The sequence below is a fragment of the Methanosarcina sp. WH1 genome, from assembly GCF_000970005.1.
GTDB lineage: Archaea > Halobacteriota > Methanosarcinia > Methanosarcinales > Methanosarcinaceae > Methanosarcina.
The window spans coordinates 2,383,200-2,407,336 of the sequence record NZ_CP009504.1; the positions used below are offsets into that span (position 1 = coordinate 2,383,200).

The following is a 24,137-nucleotide window of genomic DNA, read 5'->3' on the forward strand; positions in this document are numbered from 1 at the left end:
GAAGAAAACTATCTTTTCGAATATTATTTCCTAGTGATCCTTACTAATAGGTCGATATTATTCCGGTAGTTCCGAAAATAGAGTATTTCAGTTTTTATTTCAGTTGCTTTTACTTGTTGGTTTATTCAGACTGGCAACATTAAGACTGGCAACATTAAGACTGGCAACATTAAGGGCAACATTAAGACTGGCAACATTAAGGGCAACATTAAGACTGGCAACATTAAGGGCAACATTAAGACTGGTAACTCATCCAAGGCGGAAGATAAAAACCATGAATCCGGAGTAGAGAAGGAAAAGAATAAAACCTTCAAACCTTTTAATTCTCCAGCCTGTTCTGATAAAGAGGAGAAGCAGGAGACTGATGAACAGCATGAAAGGTGTTATATAATAGACACTGATTTCGGTTACTGTGAGGGGGTAGACAAGCCCCGAACAGCCCAGAATCAAAAGAGTATTCGTGATATTTGACCCTATAACATTTCCAAGAGCTATGCTGGCATAGCCGCTGCGAGCTGCAGAAACCGTTACCATCAGTTCAGGAAGAGAAGTCCCGATTGAAACAAGGCTTACACCGATAAGAGTATCCGGAACTTCCAGAATCTGGGCAAAAAACATTGACTGCCCTATGAAATACTTTGCTCCGATTATTATAGCAAATCCGCTTGTGACCAGTTTGAGAAACTCTATTAAAAGGCTGCCTTCAGAAAGATTCTCAGTTTCATTTATTATTTCAGTTTCATTTTCGGCTTGAATCTCAGTGCAAGTTTTATCTTCTGCCCGAATCTCAGTTTCATTTTTGGCTTGAATCTCAGTGCAAGTTTTATCTTCTGCCCGAATCATTTCTTCTGTTTTAGTTTCTCTTTCTGTTTCTTCATAGCTCTCTTTTACGGCTTTCTTAATAATTTTTTCTTCCATTCGTCCTCTGATACCTGTTTCAATCCTTGCTTTTAAATCGAAAATATACTCAAACTTAAAAAAATAGTTCATAAATTCTTTGAAGTATATATCTTCTTCGTGTTTTTTTACCTTGTCAAGCAGGAACAGAAGATAGACAATGTATAGCAAAAGAAAAATTAAGGCCTCGATCCTTGAAATCCTGAAGTTCAGAACAAATAGCAAAAAAAGAAAGATGGAAAATAACATTATATAGCCGTCTCTTCTAAGCATTAGCTCTTCAGTACTCACATTGGACAGAAGGGCAGCGGTACTCACGACCAGTCCTATATTTGCAATGTTTGACCCGAGTACATTGCCTATAACTATTCCACTTGCGTGTTCGAATGATGCTGTCAGAGAAGAGGCAAGCTCGGGCACAGATGTTCCTATCGATACCAGAGTTAGCCCGATTATAAACTCAGAGACCCCAAACCTCTTAGCAATCCAGGACGAAGACATTACAAAAAGGTCTGCTCCCTTTACAAGCAGCAGTAGCCCCCCAACAAAAATAAGGGCGTTAATTAAGTACACATTAAACTGTGAACTCGAATTTTATTTAAACATATCCTTTAAGCTGCCGTATCTGAAAAAATGACAATAAATGATAACCTGTAAGAAAAGGACAATATCTCATCAGGTGACGCTTTTCTGAAATTAGACACACATGCAGGAAGAGGTCAATTTTAAAAATAATTAATAATTAAATCAGGCAAGTTTTAACTCCATTGTATAGCATGTCTCTTCCTTCCCACATACATTATCTATTTTTTGTATGATTTGAAAATCCATTTTTTCATATAGTTTTATTGCAGGAGTATTGTTTACATTTACAAACAGGAGAACAGAGGATATTCCATTCAACCTCATTTCCTTTATACTTTCTTCCAGAAGCTTCCTACCATATCCCATTTTCTTGAATTTGTTGTCAATTGCAATTGAGTAAATTACGGATTTCTTTTTTAGCCCTCTGAACGAAAGTTCTGGTTTCAGGTAGTATATGCAGTAGCCTGCAATTTTGTCCTGGCTTTTAATTACGTAAAATATTTTACCCAGTTTCTTTGAATATCTTATAAGATTTTCCTGGTTCTCACTATCAAATCCCTCTGCCTGAATTCTAAGAATCTCCGGGAGCATGGTTTCATCTACGGGCACAATATTTTCCTTTTCGGTTTGTTTCCATTTTTTTAGAAGATAAACTCCGATGGAATCCCGCAGCAGTTTCATAAAACTCTCAAGATATGAAACTAATCTCATGTAAATTTGTATGGGATCGATAATTTGTGTGGGATCGATAGAATCACCTTTAAGCGCAAAACCATTAGTAATTCTCAATGATTTTTGTCGTTGCTGTTATTGAAAGAAACTCTTTCTTTTGCCGCTACAGATATCAGGTTATAATCAAAGGCATACTTGACTGTAATCAAAGGCATACTTGACTGTAATCAAAGGCATACTTGACTGTAATCAAAGGCATACTTGACTGTAAACCGGATTTTTATTTAGATGTGCCCTTCAGTTATGAATTTCCATAAAAGTGGCTATAAGGAGGGTATGCCACACAATATTCTGAAAGTTAGTATTATATAAAAATGCTTTTGTATAATACATTTTCACTGAGAATACCCTTATTAGGTATTGGCTATAAGAAAAGCACTTTTTAGTGGAAATTCATAGAGATTAAATCAAAAAAGTTTCAGTTCCATTTTGTAGCATATCTCTTTTTGTCCACATACGTTTTCTACTTCTTTGACTATCAAGAAGCCTGTTTTCTCGTATAATTTTATGGCAGGAACATTTTTTATGTTTACGTACAGGAGGACAGATAATACTCGATTCAGCTTCATCTCCCTGATGCTTTCTTCCAGGAGCTTTCTGCCAAATCCCTTGTTTCTGAATTCACTGTCAATTGCAATCGAATAAATTACAGATTTTTTCTCAAACCCCCGGAATGAAAAAGCCGGTTTCAGGTGATATATGCAGTAGCCCATTACCTGATCATGACTTTTAATTACATAAAAAACGTTTCTGAATTTCTTTGAATATTTTATTATTTCTCCCTGCCTTTTATGTTCAAATCCTTCTGCCTGAATTCTAAGGATTTCCGAAAGCATGATATCTTCAACAGTTCCAACATTTTCTTTATCTATCCGCTCCCATTTCTTTAAAAGAAAAATTCCTGCGGTATCCCATAGTTTTTTTTTAAGCACTTTTAAAAATAGATCTGGTCTTACCTGGATTTTTGCAAGATCCATATATACCCCTAGAACTCTGGCTTTAATAAGCTTTTTGGGAATCAACCAGGTTGCCTGAAACTTCGCCGGTCATTCTAAAAATTTGAATTTAAGAAAAATTATTCCAGAAACAGCACCAGTTGCCATTTAGAAAAAGTTATGGAGAAGACCCAATCCGTAAAAAAGAAGTAAAGTCACTTTCATTTTCGTCTTAGAAACTGCAAAGTATTGGAACTGAATGAACTAAAACAACTATTGTTATAAAATATCCAGATGAATTGGATATATATTAGTTATATTTTAATTCCGGGCCTATATAAGATTAAAAAAACCCTATCATAAAAACAGTCAATAGATAAGTTTTAAGTCATCTGTGCAATAAGATAAGTTGATTTCAGTTTTCCTTGTTCATTTTGTTCTCTCTTCAGGCACGGTTGTTAATCTGGAGTGCTTAACTCCCTTTAAACTAAGGATTTTTTCAGCCAGGTCCACTATTTTTTCTCCGTCCCCTTCGAGGATTATCACTTCAAAGCAAAGATTTTCTTCCATATTGAAATGGACTGAAGAGTTTATCAGATCCATATGGTCATGTTGAATTTCTGCCAGGGTACTTGTTACACCTTTTTTTGAGCAGTCGTATACAATAGAGATGGTTGCAGTCCTTGTACCTTTAATCTGCTGCATCCATTCATAGTGCTGGTTATATGTTCTGATGGCATCCCTTATGCCTTCAGAACGTGAAGAGTATCCTCTCTTCATAAGGGCTTTATCAAACTTATCCAGAAGCTCCCCAGGAAGGGAAATCCCTATCCTCATAAGTTTTTTTTCCATACACCTCTCCTGAAAATGGAATTTTTTCTATCAGATTTTCCTGGCTTCAGGCGTTTTACTTATGAAAAATCAAACAGGTTGACCAAATAGATTAAATCCACTATATCTCCGAATCCCCATTAAATATTAGATCCAAGGTTATATTTAACACTTTATTGTATTCGGAATCATAAACAGTAACAAGATAAATATAATTGTAATCTGGAATTATGTTTGATTCAGAAGATATTTATGGCTGGAGTAGCTGAAATAGCTAAGGAACCTTATCTCAAAAAGTCGAACGGATTCTCTGGACATAACTCTCATGAATAGACCGGTTAAGACAAAGGTATTCTTGCCGGAACCTCTGTCCCTGCCTGACAAAGCTGCGAAAAAAGTCATTTTTGCCTCAGAAGGCAGCTTCTATGACGAAAATGAAAGTGACTTCACCTCCTTATTACAGGTCGAATCTTTTCCATAACATACTCTAAACGGCAGCAGGTGCTGTTTCCTGAACAATTTTTCTTAAATTCAAATTTTTACAATGACCGGCGAGGTTTCAGGCAACCCTGTTGAGTCCCAAAAAGCTTATTAAAGCCAGAGTTCTATAGCGTGAAACGCGTTTACTCTGAAAGTTCAGGAATTTAACTGATAAAGGATAATTTCCTTGCTTATCAAATTTAATTAATTTAATAGAAGAGTTGAGTATTATGGCAATTCAGAAAGGCGATTTCATAAAGTTAAACTACACAGGTAGATTTGAAGACGGCAGGATTTTCGACACAACAGACGAAGAGCTTGCAAAAAAAGAAGAGATCTTTAATCCCCAGGGCCTTTACGGCGGAGACGTCGTTATTGTCGGGGCAGGGCACACAATTCAGGGGCTTGATGAAGACTTTGATGGAAAGGAAGCTGGTTACTCCGGCACAGTTTCAATCCCTCCGGAAAAGGCATTCGGTCCTAGAAACCCCACGCTTGTAGAAACTGTTTCCATAACAAAGTTCCAGGACAGAAATGTTCACCCTGGGCAGCCTGTTGAACTGGACGGCAGAAGAGGAGTTGTCAGCAGGGTCATCGGCCGTAGGGTCACTGTAGACTTTAACAGCCCCTTTGCAGGCAAGACCGTTAACTACGAGTACAATATTGAAAAGGTCCTTGAAGATAATGTTGAAAAGATCCAGGGTCTTCTTGCTCTCTATACTGGCATTCGTGACACAGAAGTTGAAATTGATGACTGTGTTGCAAAGATCAATGTGCCCACAGGTCTTACCTTCAACCAGCGCTGGCTTATGGCAAAGAACAGAGTAGCAACCGAACTCTTCAAGTATGCCGATCTCAAAGAAATTCAGTTCATCGAAAAGGTCACCGCCGAAGCTGAAGTCCCTGCACCTGCAGAACCTGAAGTAGAAGCTGAAACCGAAGCTGAAACCGAAGCTGAAGCTGAAGCCGAAACCGAAGCTGAAGTTAAAGAAGAGCCTTCAGAGTCCCAGGAATAATTTTTAACTGTAATTTACAGAGCAGCGAAGAGTTCTTTCTCTTCGCAAATTTTATATATAATAATCAGGTTCTCTGTATACGCTCCCCGGATATCAGGGCGATTTGCCAGGTCCTATCCGAAAAGCCAGTAATATTTATATCTTCAACATGCTGAGGTAGCCCAGCGGACCACGGCGCCGGTCTTGAAAACCGGTAGTGCTCACGCGCTACGGGAGTTCGAATCTCCCCCTCAGCGTCAATTCTTTTTCTGGTCTCTTTTAAATATTGTCTCTTTTTATTCGTTTCTTTTCTAATGTTTTCTCGAATAGTTGCGGCAATTAAAGAAACAGACATTTTTATACTCATATTCTGAGTTCAGGGATACTGTATCAGTGGTGTTATAAGTGCCGAGGTATTGAGAGCCTGATTCAGTCACCTGATATAAGGAAAATTCCTGAGAAGGGTATAAGTTAAGGTCGCTGAATGTTACGTTAACATCTGCAGCCATTGCAGAGCCAGGAAGGAATAAAAGAAGAAGCAGAGGAATAAATAAACGGGAGGGATTCAAGAGAAGCCCCCCTTTTAACGGCGGCCAAAACTAAGCCCTGTGCTTATCGCCCCCAGGATATCATCAAAGAACCTGAGACAGAACATTGCAATTCCTATGGTCATCATAGGGCCAATTGCAGCAGAGACCATATCTCCCATAGCTGGGAGAATACCGGTTATTGCAGAAATCGACTCAGTAATAGCAGTTGTGTTTATTGCTGCAGATGCGTTAGCAGTGAGTACTGCCACACCTCCGGATACTGCGGTAGCAGATTTCAGAGCTACCGATTTGATGTTTTTTCTGGAAAACTTTTCTTTAAATTTGGAGATCATAAAAGGTAATTAACTAATGGGATTATAAAAAGGAAATATAAATTAAGTGAAATAAGATAAATAAGTAATTTTACTTAAAAATTGAAAAAAAGATATGTATGTTACTTACTAACAAAAAGCAAGAAAAAAAGCCCGGAAAAAACGATAGCAGCAAAAATAACATGCTTTTTGAGGTTGGGACCTGGACGGATCCGGAGACCTGAGAGATGCTCAGATACCATATGGAATTATCAAAAATGAACAATAATCGAGTTCCGTGTCATTGAATTTAGTTCTGAAACTTTTATTAATTTACGAAGAAACCAGGTTTTGGGATAAATTCAATAACAAAATCTCAACTAATAATCTTTCTAGAATGAATTAGATGTTCACGAAGATAATAAGCTTCAGAAGAACCTGTTTCAATAATTGCATCTATCAACAATTTACAGGCTTCATGCAAACTCTTTGTCAATGGTTTAGTATTATCAAACAATAAGAAACGGCTAATAGTTTTTTCTAAATAAAAAACAGCATTTTTTGAAAATATCTCTGTCCCTCCTACTTCATTTTGATGTTTTGAGAGTATATGGAGACCTGAATTCAAGAACAAATCGGGATAATAATACATGAGTTTACTCATCGATTCAAAGACATCAATATTGGTTCCAGCACTTTGAACAAATTTTTCAATTTCTTTCTTTCCAGTTTTAATATTGTCATATTCATTATCAGCATATTGATGTGACATATCGGCAAAGAGCATTCTGCGAATTAAATTACGCTTATTTTCTAGTTGCTTAGTTTGATGTTTATTTCTAGCTAGATTAATAGCGATATTTTGAATCGTTTCAGATAATAGATTCCAAAACCACCAATAACGTTCTTTTTGACCCCTTTTCTCTCCTTCTATTTGAATATATAATAATATCAAATCTAAGAAGTTAGGAGCTTTGTCACATCCTATCTTTAAAAGTTCCAAAAATGCCTGTTCAACTGTTGAATCTGAAGCATTAAACAAGTAACCTGCGAATATTTCAGCGAACTTCATTGGAAGATTGTAGGGCATTCTGATTTCAGGTTCATGCTTACTAATATGATTTTGTTCTCTTGCTTCATTTTCAATCAAGAGCTCAAGAACTTGTGAGAGAAGTGAAATATGAGTGGAATCAGATGAGCCTTTTGGAATTATTAAAAGTGGAACTAACAAATGATGTGGAGCATGGGAACGGAAACTAATGTTGTTAATTTCTGCTTTAATGTGTTTATTTGCAATTTTGTCACGGAAAGAATCAAGTTGCATATCAAAATCAGTATTTGTATCTTGCTCGATGCAACTGGCAAGGATATACTTTTCTTGATATTTCAAAGTAGACATTAAACATGCGTATTCAATAGTACCCAGCATACAATTTTGAGCAAATTCGGCGTCTTTTGTCCACATAAATTTTCTAACACCATTTGCAGCGTTAATTCGAACATTTTCATTTGCATGTGTAAGCGCTGTAGCAATAGTTTTCTTTAAAAAAAGAATGTCTTCGCTTTCCGATACAAAGTCTAGAATAATTGGGAGAACGGAAGCGGATGCAGCATCTCCATAATGATCAGTTTCATCGGCTGATTGTATATTATTTGTTGCATCAGCGTTCATTAAAACTGTTTGAATTATCAATCTGATGCACCATAATAAGTCATCCTCATCCATTTCGCTTGAATAATCACGTAAGAAAATCACAGCTGCTTTAACTATACTACCATAAAGCACACTGTCAAAAGTACCAACATTTTTATCATCTAAGAATTTAGCTAAGTTTTTAGCCTCTATTAACGCTTCTTCCCAACTCTCATAGTATATTGCGTCAAGTGGTTCTTTTTTGAATGTCTTTGTAGACCATAAAAATAATGCAAATATTCGATTGTTTAGTGAGGCCTTTCCCTCTCCTTTTTTTTGGATAATTTCAAGGTCTGGATCCAAATTTGATGGAGTAAATATAATTCGGCTATTTTCCGCGTCTACTTCTGGCTGCCAACCTCGAGTATCAATCCTGTGCAAACAAAAACGCCAATTTTCATCGTCATTACCTCTAGATCTAAAATCATCCAATATAGCAAAAATATCTTCCTTTAAATCTGAAAATTGAAGACGAGTAATTAATGTTTCTAAATTTTCTTTTCTCCAAGGTTGTAGAGCTGCAGCACGCCTTTCTTCAAGATAAATAGAGGCAAGTGGATCAGGTCCCATTGCAAACCAATTTGGTTCCTTATCCACCCGTTCAAATATTGAACGTTTTAAATCTAAACCATAAAGCTCAGGAGTTCTCAATAGTGGTAATACCACCTTACCAAGCTTGTCATGAAATCCTAAAGAGACAGAAGCTAAAACAGAAGTTGTCAAAACAGAGTTACTATTCCTAAGAACGTAATCAAAAACCCATTCAATATTTTCTATAGATTTTGAGTACTTTGTGTAATCAATCAACCAATTTTCCAAGGCCATAAGAGCAGATTGTAATAAATGTGGTACTACGGATTGTCCACGATAGCCTAACCACAAGCGTTCTGAACAGTATTGTTTAACTAGTCCTCCGTCATTAAGAATAATGTCTATCTGTTTTACTTCTGATTGATCAATATCTATAGGTATAGACATAGATGAAAGTCTTTCAAGTGAATCTAAATCTGAATTAGCATACCTTTCAGCTGCTGTGTTGAATAGATTTACTATAAAATCTATGCCTTTCCTTGGATGATACTGAAATAGCCATTTGAAAGGGCCCTTTGCCCCACTTGAAGGAAAGAAATTTGATTCTGTTCTATATTGATGGAGGCCAAAACATTCATCCACATCTCTATGATAATATGCGTATTCATCTTGATTGTCTATTAATTCATCAACCTTTAACCATTCATGCTGAGCGATTTTGATTACTGTATTGGGTGCATGTTTACATAAGAATATCGTTGTCATTCCTGTAAGAGACAAATCAACCAACTTGTCAACATAAAATGGTCGGCAGTTAATTTGGTCTTTGTTAAATAAATCAATTTCAAGCATTTCATTGAATTCTTGTGTAATAGTTGGAACAACTTTAATGATGATGTCAAGCAATTTTTTTTGTTCATCTTTGCATATGTATGAATTTTTTATGGTATTGAGCAAATAAAGAGATAGCAAACCCGCCTCTCGAGATATTGACGGTAAATCTTTATCTATATGAATTAAAGAAGACCAGTCAGCTAGGATAGTAGATACGTGTGGAATAAGTTCCTTTGGAAGATTTTCTTTATTTTCAAATAAGAAGTGAATAATAGACTCCCATCCCTTTCCTTGAGGTTTGAGATAAAGAGTTTTCAAAAAACCCAAACTTCTAGTCTCTTTAGTAAACATTTGATTCATTAAATTCTGGTCAGGTGATTTACAAGAAACACGAAGGATAAAACAAAAACGTTTTAAGAGACTACAATTATTCTCTAAAAGAGATTCTTTCAGTTCATTAAGAAATTCACTCGGTTTTTCGCTAAGTAGTACGGCAGTAATAGTTTCATCCTGCCAAAGTTTCTCTATTTGTTTATTATTCAATATAGAAAGAATCAAATTATCGATGCTTTCACCATACTTTAATTTTTGACAGAGCCAAATCCTGAAAGCTCTATTCATGGCCGGTTCGCAACCAATTGCATTAAGAAATACATTGATATTCCCTGTACTGTCTTGGAACTTAGTGTCAATGTATCTTTCAAGTGCCCAGTCTTCTAAAACGTCATGAGCTGGACTAACTAGATTATTTGCGGCATCACGTTGAATTAAATTGTCTTCTTCAAGTTTTAGAAGAGCCTCAGAATCCAATCCTATGCTTGGAATACTATAAACCATTCGTTTTGCACGTCTAACAGAGACTTCAATAAATGTTTGCTGTCTCCTTAAAGGCATACCATTTAATCGTTCAGATTCCTTTGAAATTACTTCTCTCCAAACAGCACTCTGAAACTCTTTTTCACCGTCACCAATTGAGAATTTTTTTCCAGTCCTAGCAACTCTGAATGCCAAATCTGCATAAAATGGACATTTTAGAAGGGGCTTTAATGACTGATTATTCGCAAATGGCATTAAAATTTCTAGTTGCTCACAAAGATTTTGAATATCAACATCGTCAAACCCATTAATTAAAAGAGTAGAATAATCAATTCCATATGGAGCAAGATAATTAAAAGATATCTGTTGAAAAGCATAATCACGACATGATGCAATTATTGTCCATCCTGTGTTTTTCAGAATAAGTTGAAGTAAGTCTTTGAATGCAGCGAAATTTTCTAACTCAAGCACTTTTTCAAGGGACTCGATTAATAAATATTTTTTAGGCATTAGTGCAAAGCCTGCTTCAAGATCACTTAGAGAACTAATTAAACCGATTCTTGAAATAACATTATCGATATGTGCGTTATTAAATTCTTCTGTACGGAAACAAAAAATGGGAGCAGCACTTTCCATTGACTCGGCAAATTCTTTTACAAGGCTTGATTTACCACTACCGCGCTCACCTGTAAGTATGACAAAATTGTGTGCTTCACTAATTTCTAATAGCTCTCTAAGTTTATCATAATTTTTAATGTGCACGCCATCAATACTTGTTTTGATACCACCAATAATGTATTTACCATGTTCTTCCAGTTTTTTTATATCTGACTCCCATTGAGAATTAAATTGAAAATTAAATACTTGTTTAATTTCAGGTGAAAGAGTCTCCAATGAAAGTGTGCCAGCGTCTTTATTAAAAGATTGAACTTCAACTACAAGTTTTGCCCATGTGCCTGAAGGCTCAGCTGTAGAACTTTGAGCAATTAATGACTTCAGTAATTGCATCGAGCTTCCTGTATCTGAATCTAAATCATATCCAAGTAGATAAAAATGCTGTAAGAAACCCCAGAGTTGTCGATCTGTAAGTTCTTTGCCTTCATTTGCCTTTTGTAGCTGTTTCTTGAATGCATCAAGTTTTTCTATTTTTTCTTTGCTGCTGAACTGTTCCGTATTAATCTTGGAAATAAATTCATTTTCATCTTCAGAATGTCGTGCCCACTCCAAGAGGGTTCGGACATTATTTATAACTGTAGCACTTAATGGGCCTGTGATAAGAGCAAATTTATCTGTCTCCTGTGAAAACACATCTGGGTTTCTAAAATCGTCCCAAGAGGCCTGAATTACTTCGCTAAATGTTTTGTCTTTTTCTGTTATGTTTATTGTGTGTTTAATCTGGGCTAATAATTTTGCTTCACGATTTGTTTGCGAATCTTTCACGAAAACTATAAAATCATCTGTGTTGAATCCAGCATAGCGTCCTTGAAGCTTAATTTTGGTAATTGGCCATGGTGGCAAACAAGGTGCAATCCTACCTGTGAGCATAAACAAAGTAAAAGCTGCTTGCACATGTGTTTCAAAGTAGGCACCTCCTGAACCTGTAGAATAAGGATTACTTTGTTCTTTAGCCAATTTGCCACCATGTTCAAGATTATTAAGGAATTACTCACAATAATTTCTTTTTAAAAGCTATTTATTAAGCTAAAAGTTAATTTTCACTATTAATTATTTTTATCAAATGAGATTCTAAATCGTAATGAATCTTTTGTTTAAATTATAGTCCATATCTTTATAAAGTACATAAATGGCTCTATTAACTCTTTCATCTCACTTCACAATTACTATAATCTTCTAAAAGTTTAACATCCAAGGGCTCTAAACCATAATTTTCTATTTCCAATAAAATTGAGTATGCTGTTTGGGGAGCTTTTTTTATAATCTTTTACAAGCCATTGGAAAGTATTTCCCTGTATAATGCAGAAACAGTAATATCTACAGACACGGACATTGGTCTTTTTAAATATTATACCGAAAAACCCCATGCTATCAATTGTTTTTTAATATTCCTTAATTCTTCATCTGAAAAAGCAAGACCCTGATAATGGCGCATAGAGGTTAAAGAATCGTGACCTTGGCGTAAACATACAGTTGACTCGACAATCCCGGAAGCAATTAACCAGGACTCCAATGTTTTTCTACTTGACTTTACCGAGAGTCCATAAGGGTTCATGCCTGCAGATATAGCCCATCTCTGAAGGTTCTTATTCCAGGTACTTTCTAAGGGAGGTTTACGGGCCTGCCAGAAGTCTTTAAGCAAATAATTAAACATGGAAGGCAAAGGATGAATAGTTCTTTCAAGCTGTCTCCTTTTGTGCTTCTTCTGTGCTTCTTCCGGAAGGTGGATTATGTTTCTTTTCTCATTATACCAGGGTGGATTATCATAGAGCCTCAAAAGCTCTGCATATCTCATTCCTGTAATAAGGAGTATATCGAGTATAGTTTTATGCTGATCTTTTGGAATAGCTGCCTTTAATGCCTCATATTCTTTAGGGGTTAGGATTCTTACGTCTTTCACATAAAAATGTAAGGCTTCAGAATCTTTGATATAACCTGATTGAGGATATTTTTCCAAAAAATCACCAATGTTATTAATACACAGCTTTTATTTAAATCTGTGTATAATGAGAATTTTTGAGTCTAAAAAACCCTATAATTATATCAAATCTGCAAAAATGCACAGGTTTTGTAACAAAACCTGTGCATCATCAAGAGATTATAATTCCGTTTACAGTGGTATCCTATGGTTATTTATGGGGAAATTAGATATTTTTAAGCCCGAATATGAGATTGAAAAAATAGTTTCTTTTGACATAAGGCAAAGGATATTGAATATTTCTTATATTGATCGGAAAAAACTTGTTTCTAAGGCTCAGGTTAAGACTTAAAGGGGAAGAAAATTATCTGGAGGATTCTTCTCTCATTCGCCTAACTGTTCCCCTTTTTGAAATATGACGAACTGCTTTGATTATTGGTTTTGTCTTTTCCTTTTTAAGTGGCTTAATTCCATTTTCTGTGATTAATGCTATAATGTCATCATACGCAGATCCCCCAAGCTTAGATTCTTTTATCATTTCCAAAAGATTCTGGAATCTATCTGCGGTCATTCCTAAAAGATCAGGATGCTCTTTATCTATCTTGATTAAGCAATCTACAGATTCCCTTAATATATAAAGTTCAATTAATTTATATTTTAAAGATTCAATTAAAATATGATAAAGTGAGTCTGAAATCAGTGTTTCAGCCCAATAAAAGTCGTCCTCAGCATCTTGACCCTTATCATTTTCCAAATTTTTCAATCTCTCACTTTCAAGCTCTTCCATTGAAATGAGAGACCTTATTATTTTAAATAAGGGGCCTTTTTCTCGCCGATGAATAGATATTATCCCAAAATTTTCAAAACATTTAATCGCCATATAAATTGGATGTACAGAGACGCATGTCTGTGAGTTTTTTTGATATTTAGAGATAAGGTCTCTTATGTTCTCTAAAGTTTCTGGTATTATATAATAATCACTATTAGGTATAATTCTATTTTTGAATGCTTTTAGTGAACCCGGGTGAAATGAATTTAAATCACCCTCTTCTATATCACGAAGGCAAAACACTTTAATATCTTTGTTTTCTATACCATCCACAATCAACGTTTTTTCTTTTTCATCATGTATTTTTTCTATTTCATTATCTTCGTTTTTGCTAACTACCTTTAATTCGATGGAATGTGTATTATCTTCAACCCACATTATATTATTATAATTTAGACTATGAACACATGATTTATTAGACAAAGCAGCATTATATTCCTTATTTAAAAAGTCGATTATTTCACTTTCACTTTCTTCTAAATCAAATAGGTAACCAAATTGTAATATTCCAATTGTGTATAGAGACCTAATTGACTCTTCAACTAAACTAGAAGCATTCTCAACTAAAAGCTTCTGCTTATCTTCCACAGCTTCTGATCCGATATATTTTATATAGCTACAAATATGGAACGAATATCTAGTGTCATTTTCAAAGATTTTTTGAATACGTTCCAGTGATTTTATGCCTTTTTTTGCTATGTCAAAGCAGTTGCTTTTAACGGATTCTTTACTAACTCTGTAAATATGATCAAAAATATGCAAGAAAATTAAATCAGTTTCACGTTTAATTTCTTCCTTAAATTCTTCACGTGAATTATTTGTTTTACCTATATAGTAAGTTTTTTTAGTATAGTGTGTAGTAATATGTTTATAATATTCTATTAGCTGATTTTGTTTAACTCCATTTTTTTCTTTTGATTGGGTATCTATCTGGAATGCTATACTTTCTATATGTTCTATTACGCTTTCAGTTGAAGATTCAAATTCCTTTCCTTTTTTTGCTGATTCTTCGCCAACAATACGAAGTGCTTCCAATATATGAGATATACTATGTATGAGATTATTATTAACTGATGCTTCCCCAATATCTTTAAGAGTAGAAATAACTTCATTTACAGCATCTTTTGAATCTTTTGAGTCTGAGTTGAGTGCAGCAAAACCTATTTCTCCTAAAACGTCTGATAAACCGGAAGTTGAACATTCTAAACTTTCTAAAATAACTATTTGTTCGTCCATTCTTAAATTGCCACGATATCTAAAAGTAGATAACCCAATTCCATGAATAGATTTTATCAAATTTATCGATAACTTTGTAAAATCATCTTCTTTAATTTCTATTATTGATTTAAAAGCTTCCTTCAAATAATATTCTGATAAAAAAGTAGTATATAACAAGTTTTTTTGTACAGCTTTTTGTTCAAAATACGGTATACTTAGAGTATTGTATGATGAAAATAAAGTTTTTGATACATGTCTCAACAGAGAATTAATAAGCGATGAACCACCTACGGGATAAGTGCATTTATCTCCGATGTAACAATATTGTAACAGTACCATGTCGATAAATTTGATATCTTTTTTTCTCAAAGCTAATTTCCAAATTTCTAAAATACGATTAAATATATGCTCTGAAATTCTTTTTTCCTCAATGGGATTTCGTATTAATATGTTTAAAAAAGAGTACGTTACTGCTTCAAGTCCATATCTTGCTGTAGCATAATCATATTTTTCAATTGAAGCACGTATAATTTCGATTATTGGGAGAAGAGGGTCTATCTCGTTGTTTAGACGTACATTTATTCTAACTATTTTTGGCTCATCTTCTGAAATCTCCATGTAAGATTCATCTAAAGGATACCAAGACTCAGATAAGCTCTGTATGTTAATATTTTTATCAAGGCTGTCAATTACTGAGCTTGGCCTTATCATTTTAAAGACATAGTAAATATAATAGAAAAGCGAGAGATATGCAATAACTGAAAGCACGTAAGCTGTGCTATAATATTGGCCCAAATCCGAATCATTCGTTTTATTTATCAATCCAATCAAAAAAAGTGAGTAGAATATTGATAATCCATATAATACTAAAAATTCCCAAATTATAAGATCATTTTTAAAAATATCAACAACTCTCGCCGAATATGAAGAAGCAGAGTGTTGAATTACAACCAAGCTCAAGCTTATAACTATGGCAAGGATAGCAGCTTCACTCTGAGCCAATGTGCTTAATAGAGATAATGCACTTTCTTGGTGTATGTTTATACTTTTGAAGGGTCTAACGTATATAAGATAAAACAAAAAAGAATTTAGTATAAAACATGATACCCATTGCTTTTTTGTTTGTTGAATGTAAAAAAGTGTTTTTTTGAGCAATTGTATCATAATACAATTAACTAAAATGTTTAATTTATATGAATATTGTTTTTTGAATCTAATTTAAAGTATACATCAATCACCAATATATTAAATACTAAAAGCATTATTTTTTAATCTATAATAAATTAAAAATAAGTTCATGCGTCATCGGTTAAGCGTTAGATAGTTACTCTTGTATGTATTTTTATATTAATAATCTAAATATTAGTGCATCTATGTCTCCTCGTCCCCCACCTACTCTTGAAGACTCTCTTCGGGAAATGTTTCCCGAAGAGTGGTTAAGGCAAACTGCCAAAGAAACTGATCTTATAGTACGTGAGCGTAAAATTGACCCTGTCATCATCTTTTGGGTTTTAACTCTTGGTTTTGGTGTACGCTTGCAGCGTACACTTGCCAGTTTGAAAAGAGGATATGAAAAAGAATCAAATAAGACATTAAGCGACAGCAGCTGGTACTATAGATTCACTCCAGAACTTGTTGAGTTTCTTCATCAGTGTGTTATTCACGGCATAGAAGAGCTTGCAAAAGAACCTGGTAGAAAACTTAGCAAAAAACTCGAAAACTTTCAGGATGTTCTTATTCAGGACAGCACAATTGTTCGTCTTCACTCCTCTTTAGCAGACAAGTTTCCAGCAGCAAGAGCAAGAAATGTAGCTGCTGGAGTAAAAGTAGGAGTTATGGTAAGTGCAGTTGCTAACGGACCTAAAACCGTTGCTCTGTACTCTGAAAAAACAGCTGAAATAAAAACATTGAAAATAGGTCCCTGGATTAAAGACCGTATTCTTCTTGTTGATCTTGGTTTTTACAAAACTCAAATGTTTGCAAGAGTTGAGGAAAACGGAGGATATTTTGTTTCAAGAATAAGGAAGAATATGGATCCTGTTCTTGTTTCTGTTGAAGAAGGGCTTCCTAAGACAAAAAATAAAGAATTCGCTGGAAAACCTGTTAGTGAGTGTATTAAACAACTTTCTGGAAAAGATCTTGATGCAGTTGTAAAAATAGCATTCAAAAGAAGAGCATATAAAGGCAAACAAAAACAGGATGAGATGAAAGTACGTCTTGTTGCGGTATATAATGATGAGGATGAAAAGCATCACATATATATCACAAATATTCATAAAGATGTTTTAAATGCAAAAGACATTGCAAAATTATATGGAGCAAGGTGGGACATAGAACTACTTTTCAAGGAGTTAAAAAGCAAATATGCTCTTGACGTTCTTGAAACAAAGAATGAACAGGTAATTGAAGCTATAATCTGGACAGCAATGTTAACATTAATCGTTAGCAGAAAGATTTATTCCCTTGTAAGAAACTCAACAGCTCATCCTGAAAAAATGGCTCAATATACACAGTTACGTTGGAGCACAATATTTGCAGAGAATGCATCAGATTTGTTGACAGTAATTCTGAATAGATGTGGAATTCAAAGAACTTTTGAAACGATAATGAGTGTATATGAAAGTCAAGCATTGGATCCACATGTAAATAGAGAAAGGTTCAGAGAAAAATGGTTTTAATGAAAAAGGTTAAATAGAAAACACTATTGGGAGACGGGAATAAGTTCTTAACCGATGACCAATGAAAATAAGTTTATTTATATTTTCTACTACTTTTACAGTAAAGTATTTTTGGTTTTTTCTTTGTTTTATTCACTTTTTTGTATTTCTAATTTTTCATCTTCCGAAAATAACATTTCATGATTAATAGCTAATATTAACTTGTATGCGTTATTCAGTCTTATATTTTCGAATTTTTTCCAAAATACACCAGGATAATAAAGACACATACCAGCTCCTAAAAGAAAGAAATCTTCCATTCCCATCCTTATGTCTCTTGATTGTAGCCATGTTGTCACCATAAAAATGCCAATTATGATAGGAATGAGCCCATAAACTATATTTATTACTTCATGCTTTTGTATCCAGATTTTTATTCTACTATTTTGATTACCCAGAGACAAAATTGCTGCTAATAAGGTAGCCATAATGTACATCATTATAAGTACAATATATACTCGTATAAAATAATCTAAATGAAGCATTTTTGAAAAAATTGTAGCTTCTAAATTGGTGAGTATAGTTGGTGTCGGGATCGAAAAAGTAAGCCAGTATTCAGTAAAAGAACTGTAAAACCTAAAGACTGGAAGAATCATTAATCCAAGCCCTGCTATAATAGAGCTTTGATATGAAGACAGAGCTTGATGAATTTCGTTTACTAGTTGGTTTGTACAAACTAGCATAAATTGAAGTTCTTTTAAGCTGTAATCCTTTAGATCTAAGTCTTTATCATTTAATACACTGTTATAAATTTCATCATATAGATAATATGGACTTGAATCAATAGGAATTTTTTTGTGTAGAAATTTATTTTCGTACTCAAAAAGTTTCTTAATAAAATAATTCCCAGGCGTTGTGTTAATTATATCATTCTCGTTTGAGTTAGAATTAAACCAGTTTAATACCCAATAGAAATAGGTCTCTAAACCAAAAAGGAATATTATTCCTATTAAACTAAGTACAATTACTAAAGCATTATAGAACCCATTAGTGTATGTGTTAATTAAAAGAAAGCCAACTAAAACAATAAGAAAAAATATTGGATATCTAATCATCTCTTTTTTTGTAATATCTTTTTTTGTAATATTATGTATTATTTTAGTAATGTATGTAAAAAATAGAAGAAAAGATGCAAGGTAAATGCTACCACAAAATGACATAAACAAGGGACTACGAAAAACACTATTAATATAGAAAGTAATTAGAATTAAAAAAAGTGAAAATGAAATCAAAAAACCTTTGGCATATTTATAATTAAAGCTTCTCTCCTCAATTCTAAGTAAAAAGAATGCTGTTATAAGTGCGAATAAAAAACCGAAGTAACCTAAAGCAAGTTCATATATCGACGTCTTTGATAATGAAGGCTCGCCTGTTAAATAAATAGGGAAAAATAACAAATAACAGAATATCCATTTGATGAAGCGATTAAATGTATATGAGTCTTTATATATTTTCCAGCTATAATAAATGAAAAAAATAACAGAGAAGAGACCTAAAATCAATACTAAATATACAAAAAACATAATTACAGTAGGAATTTCAGTTTCCACAGTATCATCTTTTTTTAGCATATATTCTATGGTTAGCATTAATAAAGAGGGTGTTCTATATAAGTATTCTGAAATACTTAATATAATTATATTATAACCCATGAATTTAGTGCGAGGGATAGAATTTGAACTCATCGAATCTTTGGAAACAGTTATCGATAATTTTTAATTTTTAATTTCTTTATAAACTTACCCCTGCATAAATAACTCAGAAGCCCTTCTAAAGTCCGTAATGAGCTTTTCTTTTTCCTTCGGCTTTATCCTTCGGTTTAGCTTGCAAAACCTCGCGGACGTGCTCAAGAGCCCCAGAAAAAAAGGCGTTAGAGTCTGACCTGTGGGAAATCCTGTATCCGGTTATTTTGCTGATTACACCTTTCAAAAAATGTTTTGCCTGGCTTTTCTTATTCACTTTTTCTTTTTCTGGTAAGAGAGATAAAGAACAGGTCCAGTTCCGGCAGCCTATAGCCCAGAACATGAAACCCTCTTCTGGACTCATGCTTTTTCGAGGTATTTCCGGAGATGGTCATAGGTGCAACCCCCGTTGCTTCTTCAGGTCTGCTGCGGGACCAGTGCCAGGACGAGCCCCTGCGCCGGATGGTGTGAATATCAAGGATTTCCCCACCTCCGTAACCCCTCCAAGCTTATTGAATGGCGGATTTGTGCTTGGAATAATCAAGACTCTTAATCTTTAGTCTCAAGGTTCATTTTAGCAATAATCGGTTTCATGTTAAGATACATCGGAATGAAATCTTTTTTCTTATTTTTCTCTGCAATTTTGAATCCGTACTTTCCATAGAAACCAGTTGACCCTTCTTTTGAATCAACAAGAATGTATCTACATCCAATGTTATTGCAAATTGATAACGCTTGACCCATTACTATTTTCACCAGATACGTGCCTATTCCTTTTCCTTCAAATCTGGAATCTACTGCCAGTCTTGCAATTTTAACTGCAGGGTATTTGCTATACTTATAACGCTCAATTCCATCAATTACAGCTTTAGCTTCAATTGTATCTGCTACCAGAGCAACAAACCCCGCCAGTTCATAATTCCAAAAGCACAAACTAGTTCTGGTGATCAAATTATTCTGATCATCCAGAGCATCATTTTTCAAAAAATCGTTTAATTCTGAATTTGAGCAATTAAATGATAAAAGGCTGTGGTGTTCATTGAGTGGTACGATAACAAGTTCAGAGCCTGGAATTGATGCTCGAAAGTTTTCGTTTGTTTTGCTCATATATTTCCTTGCCTTCAATGAACATTGCTATTAATTCGTCTGAAACCTCGGGATTTTCATCATATTCAAAGAACCTCTCTGCATCTTCTCCTTCAAGAACAAGCCCGAGTTCAATAGGTTTTGCCATTTGTGAATACCTTCTTTTTGTATGATTCAACTATCTGTGTTTGTGTTATTTATATATTCTGCTAACAGATCCCTGTCTTGATATGGGCCTAAGAGGCCTGGAATAATTAATACTTTTTTTCAAACATTTTCAAACATTTGTTTAAATCTGAAAACTATGGCTCTGGCCTGATACGGAAATCTGGCAGGATTTGATTTCCACGGGCTTTTTGAATTCTGACTGCCATAATACCCGGAAAACCGCTTAAGGAAACGGTAATGTGTGAGATCTGTAGCGAAAATAGGTCGTGAAACTAAAAAGGAAATATATCGTAATGTAGATTGTATTGAAAGAAGGTGTAAATGTGGGAAACAGATACCAGATAATAGATTTTGAAACATGGAAAAGAAAAGAGTATTGTCAAATATACAGGAGTGCGGTGCAGCCTCAATATTGTGTGAGTTTTGAACTTGATGTGACGAATTTCAAAAAGTACGTTAAAGAAAATAATTGGCCGTTTACGATAGCGTTTATATTTGCCGTTACGAAATGCGCAAATGAAATCGAGGAATTTCGGTATCGTTTTCTTGATGGTGAAGTTGTGTTATACGAATCCATTGACACCTCATTTACATATCTGGAGAAAGAAACAGAATTATTTAAGGTAGTAAATGTTCCCATGCAGGATACGGTTGAGAAGTTTGTACAACTGGCAATCGTAACGGCAGAAAATCAAAAAGAACATTTTACAGGACCTGTAGAAAATGATGTATATCAATTCTCTGCCTTGCCGTGGATAACATTTACGCATATTTCGCACACGGATTTCGGAAACAGAGAAAAAGCGCAGCCCATATTTGATTGGGGAAAATATCATGAAAGAGAAGGCAAATTTATGATGCCGTTTGCAGTTCAGGTTCATCATGCATTTGTTGATGGTATTCATATTGGCAAACTTGCGGATAAGCTGCAGAGATACCTGGATGAAGTGTAGATTATAAGCATAATGGGAGTATCAGTAGTTGAGCTTATCTCAAAACCAATTTTATTCTCGTATCAATAAAAGTTTCAAGAATTTGAATCAAATATATGTGTATGAACAGTTTTGTTTTTATCGGCATATCGGTGTATGTTTACAAACAATTGGTTAAGAATAAAATAGGAGTTTAGAGTTTAGTTCTTTCCCAATCTCATGAATATTTAATTAGCTGGAAATCCGTTTTTCCATTTTTCCATTTTTCCATTTTTCTATTTTTCTATTTTTCTATTTTTCTATTTTTCTATTTTTCTATTTTTCTATTTTTCCATTTTTCCATTTTTCCGTTTTTCCGTTTTTCCGTTTTTCCGTTTTTCCGTTTTTCCGTTTTTCCGTTTTTTTGTTTTTCCGTTTTTTTGTTTTTCCAAGTTATTATATAACTTGTTAATTCTTATTTATTTTTATAATATTTAAAATTTTCTGAGTAAGTGTACCCCCTTAATATAAGATTGTCCGAAGGTTGTCTGCTCTGAAACATCTGTATTTTGAAAGGGAGAGGCAGGTTTGCAGATATGTGGTTGAAAATATACAGGATTCTTTAAATGAAGAAGAGCTTGTCAGGAATATCTCACATGGCCTGCGAAAAAAAAATCATCCATGACGGAATTGAGCTAGAGGTCCTTATAGGAATACTGGAGTAAAATTACGGAGTTACAGGAACTTGCTGCAGGAAACTTATAGAGAAAATCCAGTTTGAGCTTGATATGTATTGTCCGAATCTAAAAATGATTTATTTTGCTGAACCCTGAAGTACCGGATGTAAAAAAGGTCAGATTACTAAAACATTTAAAAGTTGGATTTTCCAGAAGCTTTCTGGAAAGCCAAAAACCAATTTAATTTATTTGGATAACTCTTCTTCTACCTCTTCAGCTCCGGCTTCCAGTTCTTCTTTTTGCTGGGGGTCAAACCTTAGGAGGAGGGTCTGAAACTCTCCTATATGCGTTTTTTCTTCTTTTGCAATGTCCAGGAGAATTGTTTTTATGTCATTATTTTTTGTTAGGGTTGCCATCTGTTCGTAAAGGTTTACGGTATCCAGCTCGGCAATAATTCCTGCTCTGAGGATTTCTTTATCTATATCTTCTTCTGCTACGTTCTTAAGGTCTATTGGTAATGTGGATAACAAATTACTCACCTTTATAAATATATCATGCTTGTCCAATTATAAGTGTTTTCATCACACAAATGAAATCCTTTCATCTTATGAATTCTGTTCCTTGTTATCCTCTTCTTTTATTACCCTGTCTTTTCCCATCCTCAATGCCGACAAGCTTCTGAATTCTCGTTCTCATTTCTCATTCTCATTTCTCATTTATTAAAACCTGTAAAAAATCCTGTGAAAGACAGGTTTTTTCCAGGGAATTTTCTGTGGGAGATACTGCTCTTCAAGTTTTGTTCCATTGTTTGAACATGGTATGAAACAAAAAATAACAGGGGAATAGATATAAACACCATAATAACATCGCGTAAAATTGGAGAATTTATAAAGTTTGTTCCCGAGTTCCACAGGGTAAAAAACGGTCTGTGGAATAAATAAACGCAATACGAAGATGTAGCGATGTATGTAAAAACTGAGCTTAAAGAGCGTGAGAGTTTGTCATTGATAAACTTCATCGCAAACGAATACTCAAAAACACAGAACAAAATTGTAAAAATATTAAGAAGAAGCGTGTCAATGAAGAACTGTAATAAAGGAGGGTTAATACTCAGTAAACCTGCCATACTGTCCAGCATAGATCTTATCATGGAGGAACCTATTGTGCCGCTGCCGGTATCAATGGTTACGGAAACCCTTGGGTCCAGAAACATAGACTCCCTCAATCCCGTAACGATTGTCAATACGAAAATGACCGGAAGAACCGCCAGCAGGATATGGGTAAGGGGGGATTTTACGGATAACTTTACGGCTTTTCCAAACTGGCTTTCCTTGCAAGTAAGGATTCCAAAAACGAATATAAGGAAAAACATGAAAAAACGGTGGTCAATAATATTGAACGTTTTTGAGATTGAAAATAATCCGAGATATATAATGAAAGAAGAAAGCAAAAGAAGTTTTGTAGACTTTGAAAACATAATCAGAAGGGGATAAATGGCATAGAAACAAATAATTAAACCCACAAAATATAACGTTAGCATAGGAGAAGCATAAGTCGGAGCAAGCAGGATTTGCAGCCCCAGGACATGTACAAGTACATTGGATAAACCAAACACATTCTCCGAATCGGGAAAAACAAAGCCCGAATTTAACCGAGGGGCAAATACGTAAAATACCAGTACAAATGTGGCGAGTGCAGCCCAGTAAAGGGGATAGATTCTCAGAAGTCTTTTTCTATAGAAATCAAATACGTTTTGAAGTGATTTTATCGAGTGGTTATTGTAATATAACAGATATCCGCTCATAAATATAAAAAGACCCAAACCCATGTTTGCAAAGTAAGGATCAAAGGCATAGAGTGCTAACTTTCCATATATAGAAAATAAATAATTACTAAGGTGAGCTGGAATAATCATAACTATAGCCAGGGCTCTTAAGAAGTCAAATGCAATTATTTTTTTGTTCATATATATTTCCCTACACTTATTTTAACAGACCCGGAAGTTTATTTTATAAATTAATTTAAGCTAATTGAATTAGTTAACTGTTTCAAGTTTTCTTTTTAGCATAAAAATCGAACTTAAATA

17 protein-coding genes and 1 tRNA gene are annotated in these 24,137 nt (G+C 34.4%); 4 read left to right on the plus strand and 14 right to left on the minus strand.

Annotated features, from left to right (window positions below):
• Positions 1–249: 249 nt before the first annotated feature.
• From MSWH1_RS10450 to nikR, 4 genes are all read right to left on the minus strand, one after another.
• The gene (locus MSWH1_RS10450; protein WP_048128311.1) at positions 250–1,470 is read right to left on the minus strand and encodes a calcium/sodium antiporter; all 1,221 of its coding nucleotides are present in this window, start codon (positions 1,468–1,470) and stop codon (positions 250–252) included.
• A gap of 174 nt (positions 1,471–1,644) precedes the next feature.
• Positions 1,645–2,157: a GNAT family N-acetyltransferase gene (locus tag MSWH1_RS10455; RefSeq protein ID WP_048130404.1), complete on the minus strand. Its 513-nt coding sequence runs from the start codon at positions 2,155–2,157 to the stop codon at positions 1,645–1,647.
• Positions 2,158–2,621: 464 nt separating this feature from the next.
• A complete protein-coding gene (locus MSWH1_RS10460) occupies positions 2,622–3,191 on the minus strand; it encodes an N-acetyltransferase (RefSeq protein ID WP_082088104.1) in 570 nt (189 codons plus the stop codon).
• 387 nt (positions 3,192–3,578) lie between these two features.
• Positions 3,579–4,001 (minus strand): nickel-responsive transcriptional regulator NikR, encoded by a 423-nt coding sequence (gene nikR / locus MSWH1_RS10465; protein WP_048128313.1) that lies wholly within the window; start codon positions 3,999–4,001, stop codon positions 3,579–3,581.
• A 689-nt stretch (positions 4,002–4,690) separates the two neighbouring features.
• On the opposite strand from nikR, the gene MSWH1_RS10470 reads away from it, so the two are divergent.
• Both MSWH1_RS10470 and MSWH1_RS10475 read left to right on the plus strand, forming a co-directional pair.
• Complete coding sequence (locus MSWH1_RS10470; RefSeq protein ID WP_048128315.1) at positions 4,691–5,476, plus strand: peptidylprolyl isomerase; 786 nt, start codon at positions 4,691–4,693, stop codon at positions 5,474–5,476.
• Between the two features lie 150 nt (positions 5,477–5,626).
• Positions 5,627–5,712: transfer RNA gene (locus MSWH1_RS10475), tRNA-Ser, on the plus strand.
• 326 nt (positions 5,713–6,038) lie between these two features.
• Here the strand turns inward: MSWH1_RS10475 and MSWH1_RS10485 are convergent.
• From MSWH1_RS10485 to MSWH1_RS10505, 4 genes are all read right to left on the minus strand, one after another.
• A complete protein-coding gene (locus tag MSWH1_RS10485) occupies positions 6,039–6,254 on the minus strand; it encodes a hypothetical protein (protein ID WP_156148148.1) in 216 nt (71 codons plus the stop codon).
• A 418-nt stretch (positions 6,255–6,672) separates the two neighbouring features.
• Positions 6,673–11,802, minus strand: coding sequence for an ATP-binding protein (locus MSWH1_RS10490; RefSeq protein WP_048128321.1), 5,130 nt, complete (start codon positions 11,800–11,802; stop codon positions 6,673–6,675).
• Between the two features lie 391 nt (positions 11,803–12,193).
• On the minus strand, positions 12,194–12,802 hold the full coding sequence (locus MSWH1_RS10495) for a site-specific integrase (protein WP_048128323.1): 609 nt from the start codon (positions 12,800–12,802) through the stop codon (positions 12,194–12,196).
• Between the two features lie 325 nt (positions 12,803–13,127).
• Complete coding sequence (locus tag MSWH1_RS10505; protein WP_048128327.1) at positions 13,128–15,974, minus strand: DUF2254 family protein; 2,847 nt, start codon at positions 15,972–15,974, stop codon at positions 13,128–13,130.
• A gap of 209 nt (positions 15,975–16,183) precedes the next feature.
• Here MSWH1_RS10505 and MSWH1_RS10510 point away from each other — a divergent pair, with 209 nt between their 5' ends.
• The gene (locus tag MSWH1_RS10510; RefSeq protein ID WP_048128329.1) at positions 16,184–17,488 is read left to right on the plus strand and encodes an IS4 family transposase; all 1,305 of its coding nucleotides are present in this window, start codon (positions 16,184–16,186) and stop codon (positions 17,486–17,488) included.
• A gap of 128 nt (positions 17,489–17,616) precedes the next feature.
• On the opposite strand, the gene MSWH1_RS10515 is transcribed toward MSWH1_RS10510, so the two are convergent.
• The 4 genes from MSWH1_RS10515 to MSWH1_RS19160 all read right to left on the minus strand — a co-directional run bounded on the left by MSWH1_RS10515 (position 17,617) and on the right by MSWH1_RS19160 (position 20,443).
• The gene (locus MSWH1_RS10515) at positions 17,617–19,212 is read right to left on the minus strand and encodes a hypothetical protein (protein WP_156148149.1); all 1,596 of its coding nucleotides are present in this window, start codon (positions 19,210–19,212) and stop codon (positions 17,617–17,619) included.
• A gap of 85 nt (positions 19,213–19,297) precedes the next feature.
• A complete protein-coding gene (locus MSWH1_RS10520; RefSeq protein WP_197074589.1) occupies positions 19,298–19,573 on the minus strand; it encodes a hypothetical protein in 276 nt (91 codons plus the stop codon).
• 185 nt (positions 19,574–19,758) lie between these two features.
• Complete coding sequence (locus MSWH1_RS10525; RefSeq protein ID WP_048128335.1) at positions 19,759–20,316, minus strand: GNAT family N-acetyltransferase; 558 nt, start codon at positions 20,314–20,316, stop codon at positions 19,759–19,761.
• The gene (locus MSWH1_RS19160) at positions 20,270–20,443 is read right to left on the minus strand and encodes a hypothetical protein (protein ID WP_156148150.1); all 174 of its coding nucleotides are present in this window, start codon (positions 20,441–20,443) and stop codon (positions 20,270–20,272) included. The genes MSWH1_RS10525 and MSWH1_RS19160 overlap by 47 nt, the downstream gene beginning before the upstream one ends.
• A 343-nt stretch (positions 20,444–20,786) precedes the next feature.
• Here MSWH1_RS19160 and MSWH1_RS10530 point away from each other — a divergent pair, with 343 nt between their 5' ends.
• Positions 20,787–21,416, plus strand: coding sequence for a CatA-like O-acetyltransferase (locus MSWH1_RS10530; protein ID WP_048130408.1), 630 nt, complete (start codon positions 20,787–20,789; stop codon positions 21,414–21,416).
• 880 nt (positions 21,417–22,296) lie between these two features.
• Here MSWH1_RS10530 and MSWH1_RS10535 read toward each other — a convergent pair.
• Both MSWH1_RS10535 and MSWH1_RS18305 read right to left on the minus strand, forming a co-directional pair.
• A complete protein-coding gene (locus tag MSWH1_RS10535; protein WP_048128337.1) occupies positions 22,297–22,581 on the minus strand; it encodes a ferritin family protein in 285 nt (94 codons plus the stop codon).
• 182 nt (positions 22,582–22,763) lie between these two features.
• Positions 22,764–24,017, minus strand: a complete 1,254-nt coding sequence (locus MSWH1_RS18305; RefSeq protein ID WP_082088105.1) for an acyltransferase — start codon at positions 24,015–24,017, stop codon at positions 22,764–22,766.
• Positions 24,018–24,137: the final 120 nt, after the last annotated feature.

Bases quoted from the DNA above. Each gene is read 5' to 3' on its own strand.
- MSWH1_RS10460 (WP_082088104.1), bottom strand. From the start codon at position 3,191: ATGGATCTTGCAAAAATCCAGGTAAGACCAGATCTATTTTTAAAAGTG.
- nikR (WP_048128313.1), bottom strand. From the start codon at position 4,001: ATGGAAAAAAAACTTATGAGGATAGGGATTTCCCTTCCTGGGGAGCTT.
- MSWH1_RS10470 (WP_048128315.1), top strand. From the start codon at position 4,691: ATGGCAATTCAGAAAGGCGATTTCATAAAGTTAAACTACACAGGTAGA.
- MSWH1_RS10505 (WP_048128327.1), bottom strand. From the start codon at position 15,974: ATGATACAATTGCTCAAAAAAACACTTTTTTACATTCAACAAACAAAA.
- MSWH1_RS10510 (WP_048128329.1), top strand. From the start codon at position 16,184: ATGTCTCCTCGTCCCCCACCTACTCTTGAAGACTCTCTTCGGGAAATG.
- MSWH1_RS10515 (WP_156148149.1), bottom strand. From the start codon at position 19,212: ATGAGTTCAAATTCTATCCCTCGCACTAAATTCATGGGTTATAATATA.
- MSWH1_RS10520 (WP_197074589.1), bottom strand. From the start codon at position 19,573: ATGAGTCCAGAAGAGGGTTTCATGTTCTGGGCTATAGGCTGCCGGAAC.
- MSWH1_RS10525 (WP_048128335.1), bottom strand. From the start codon at position 20,316: ATGAGCAAAACAAACGAAAACTTTCGAGCATCAATTCCAGGCTCTGAA.
- MSWH1_RS19160 (WP_156148150.1), bottom strand. From the start codon at position 20,443: ATGGCAAAACCTATTGAACTCGGGCTTGTTCTTGAAGGAGAAGATGCA.
- MSWH1_RS18305 (WP_082088105.1), bottom strand. From the start codon at position 24,017: ATGAACAAAAAAATAATTGCATTTGACTTCTTAAGAGCCCTGGCTATA.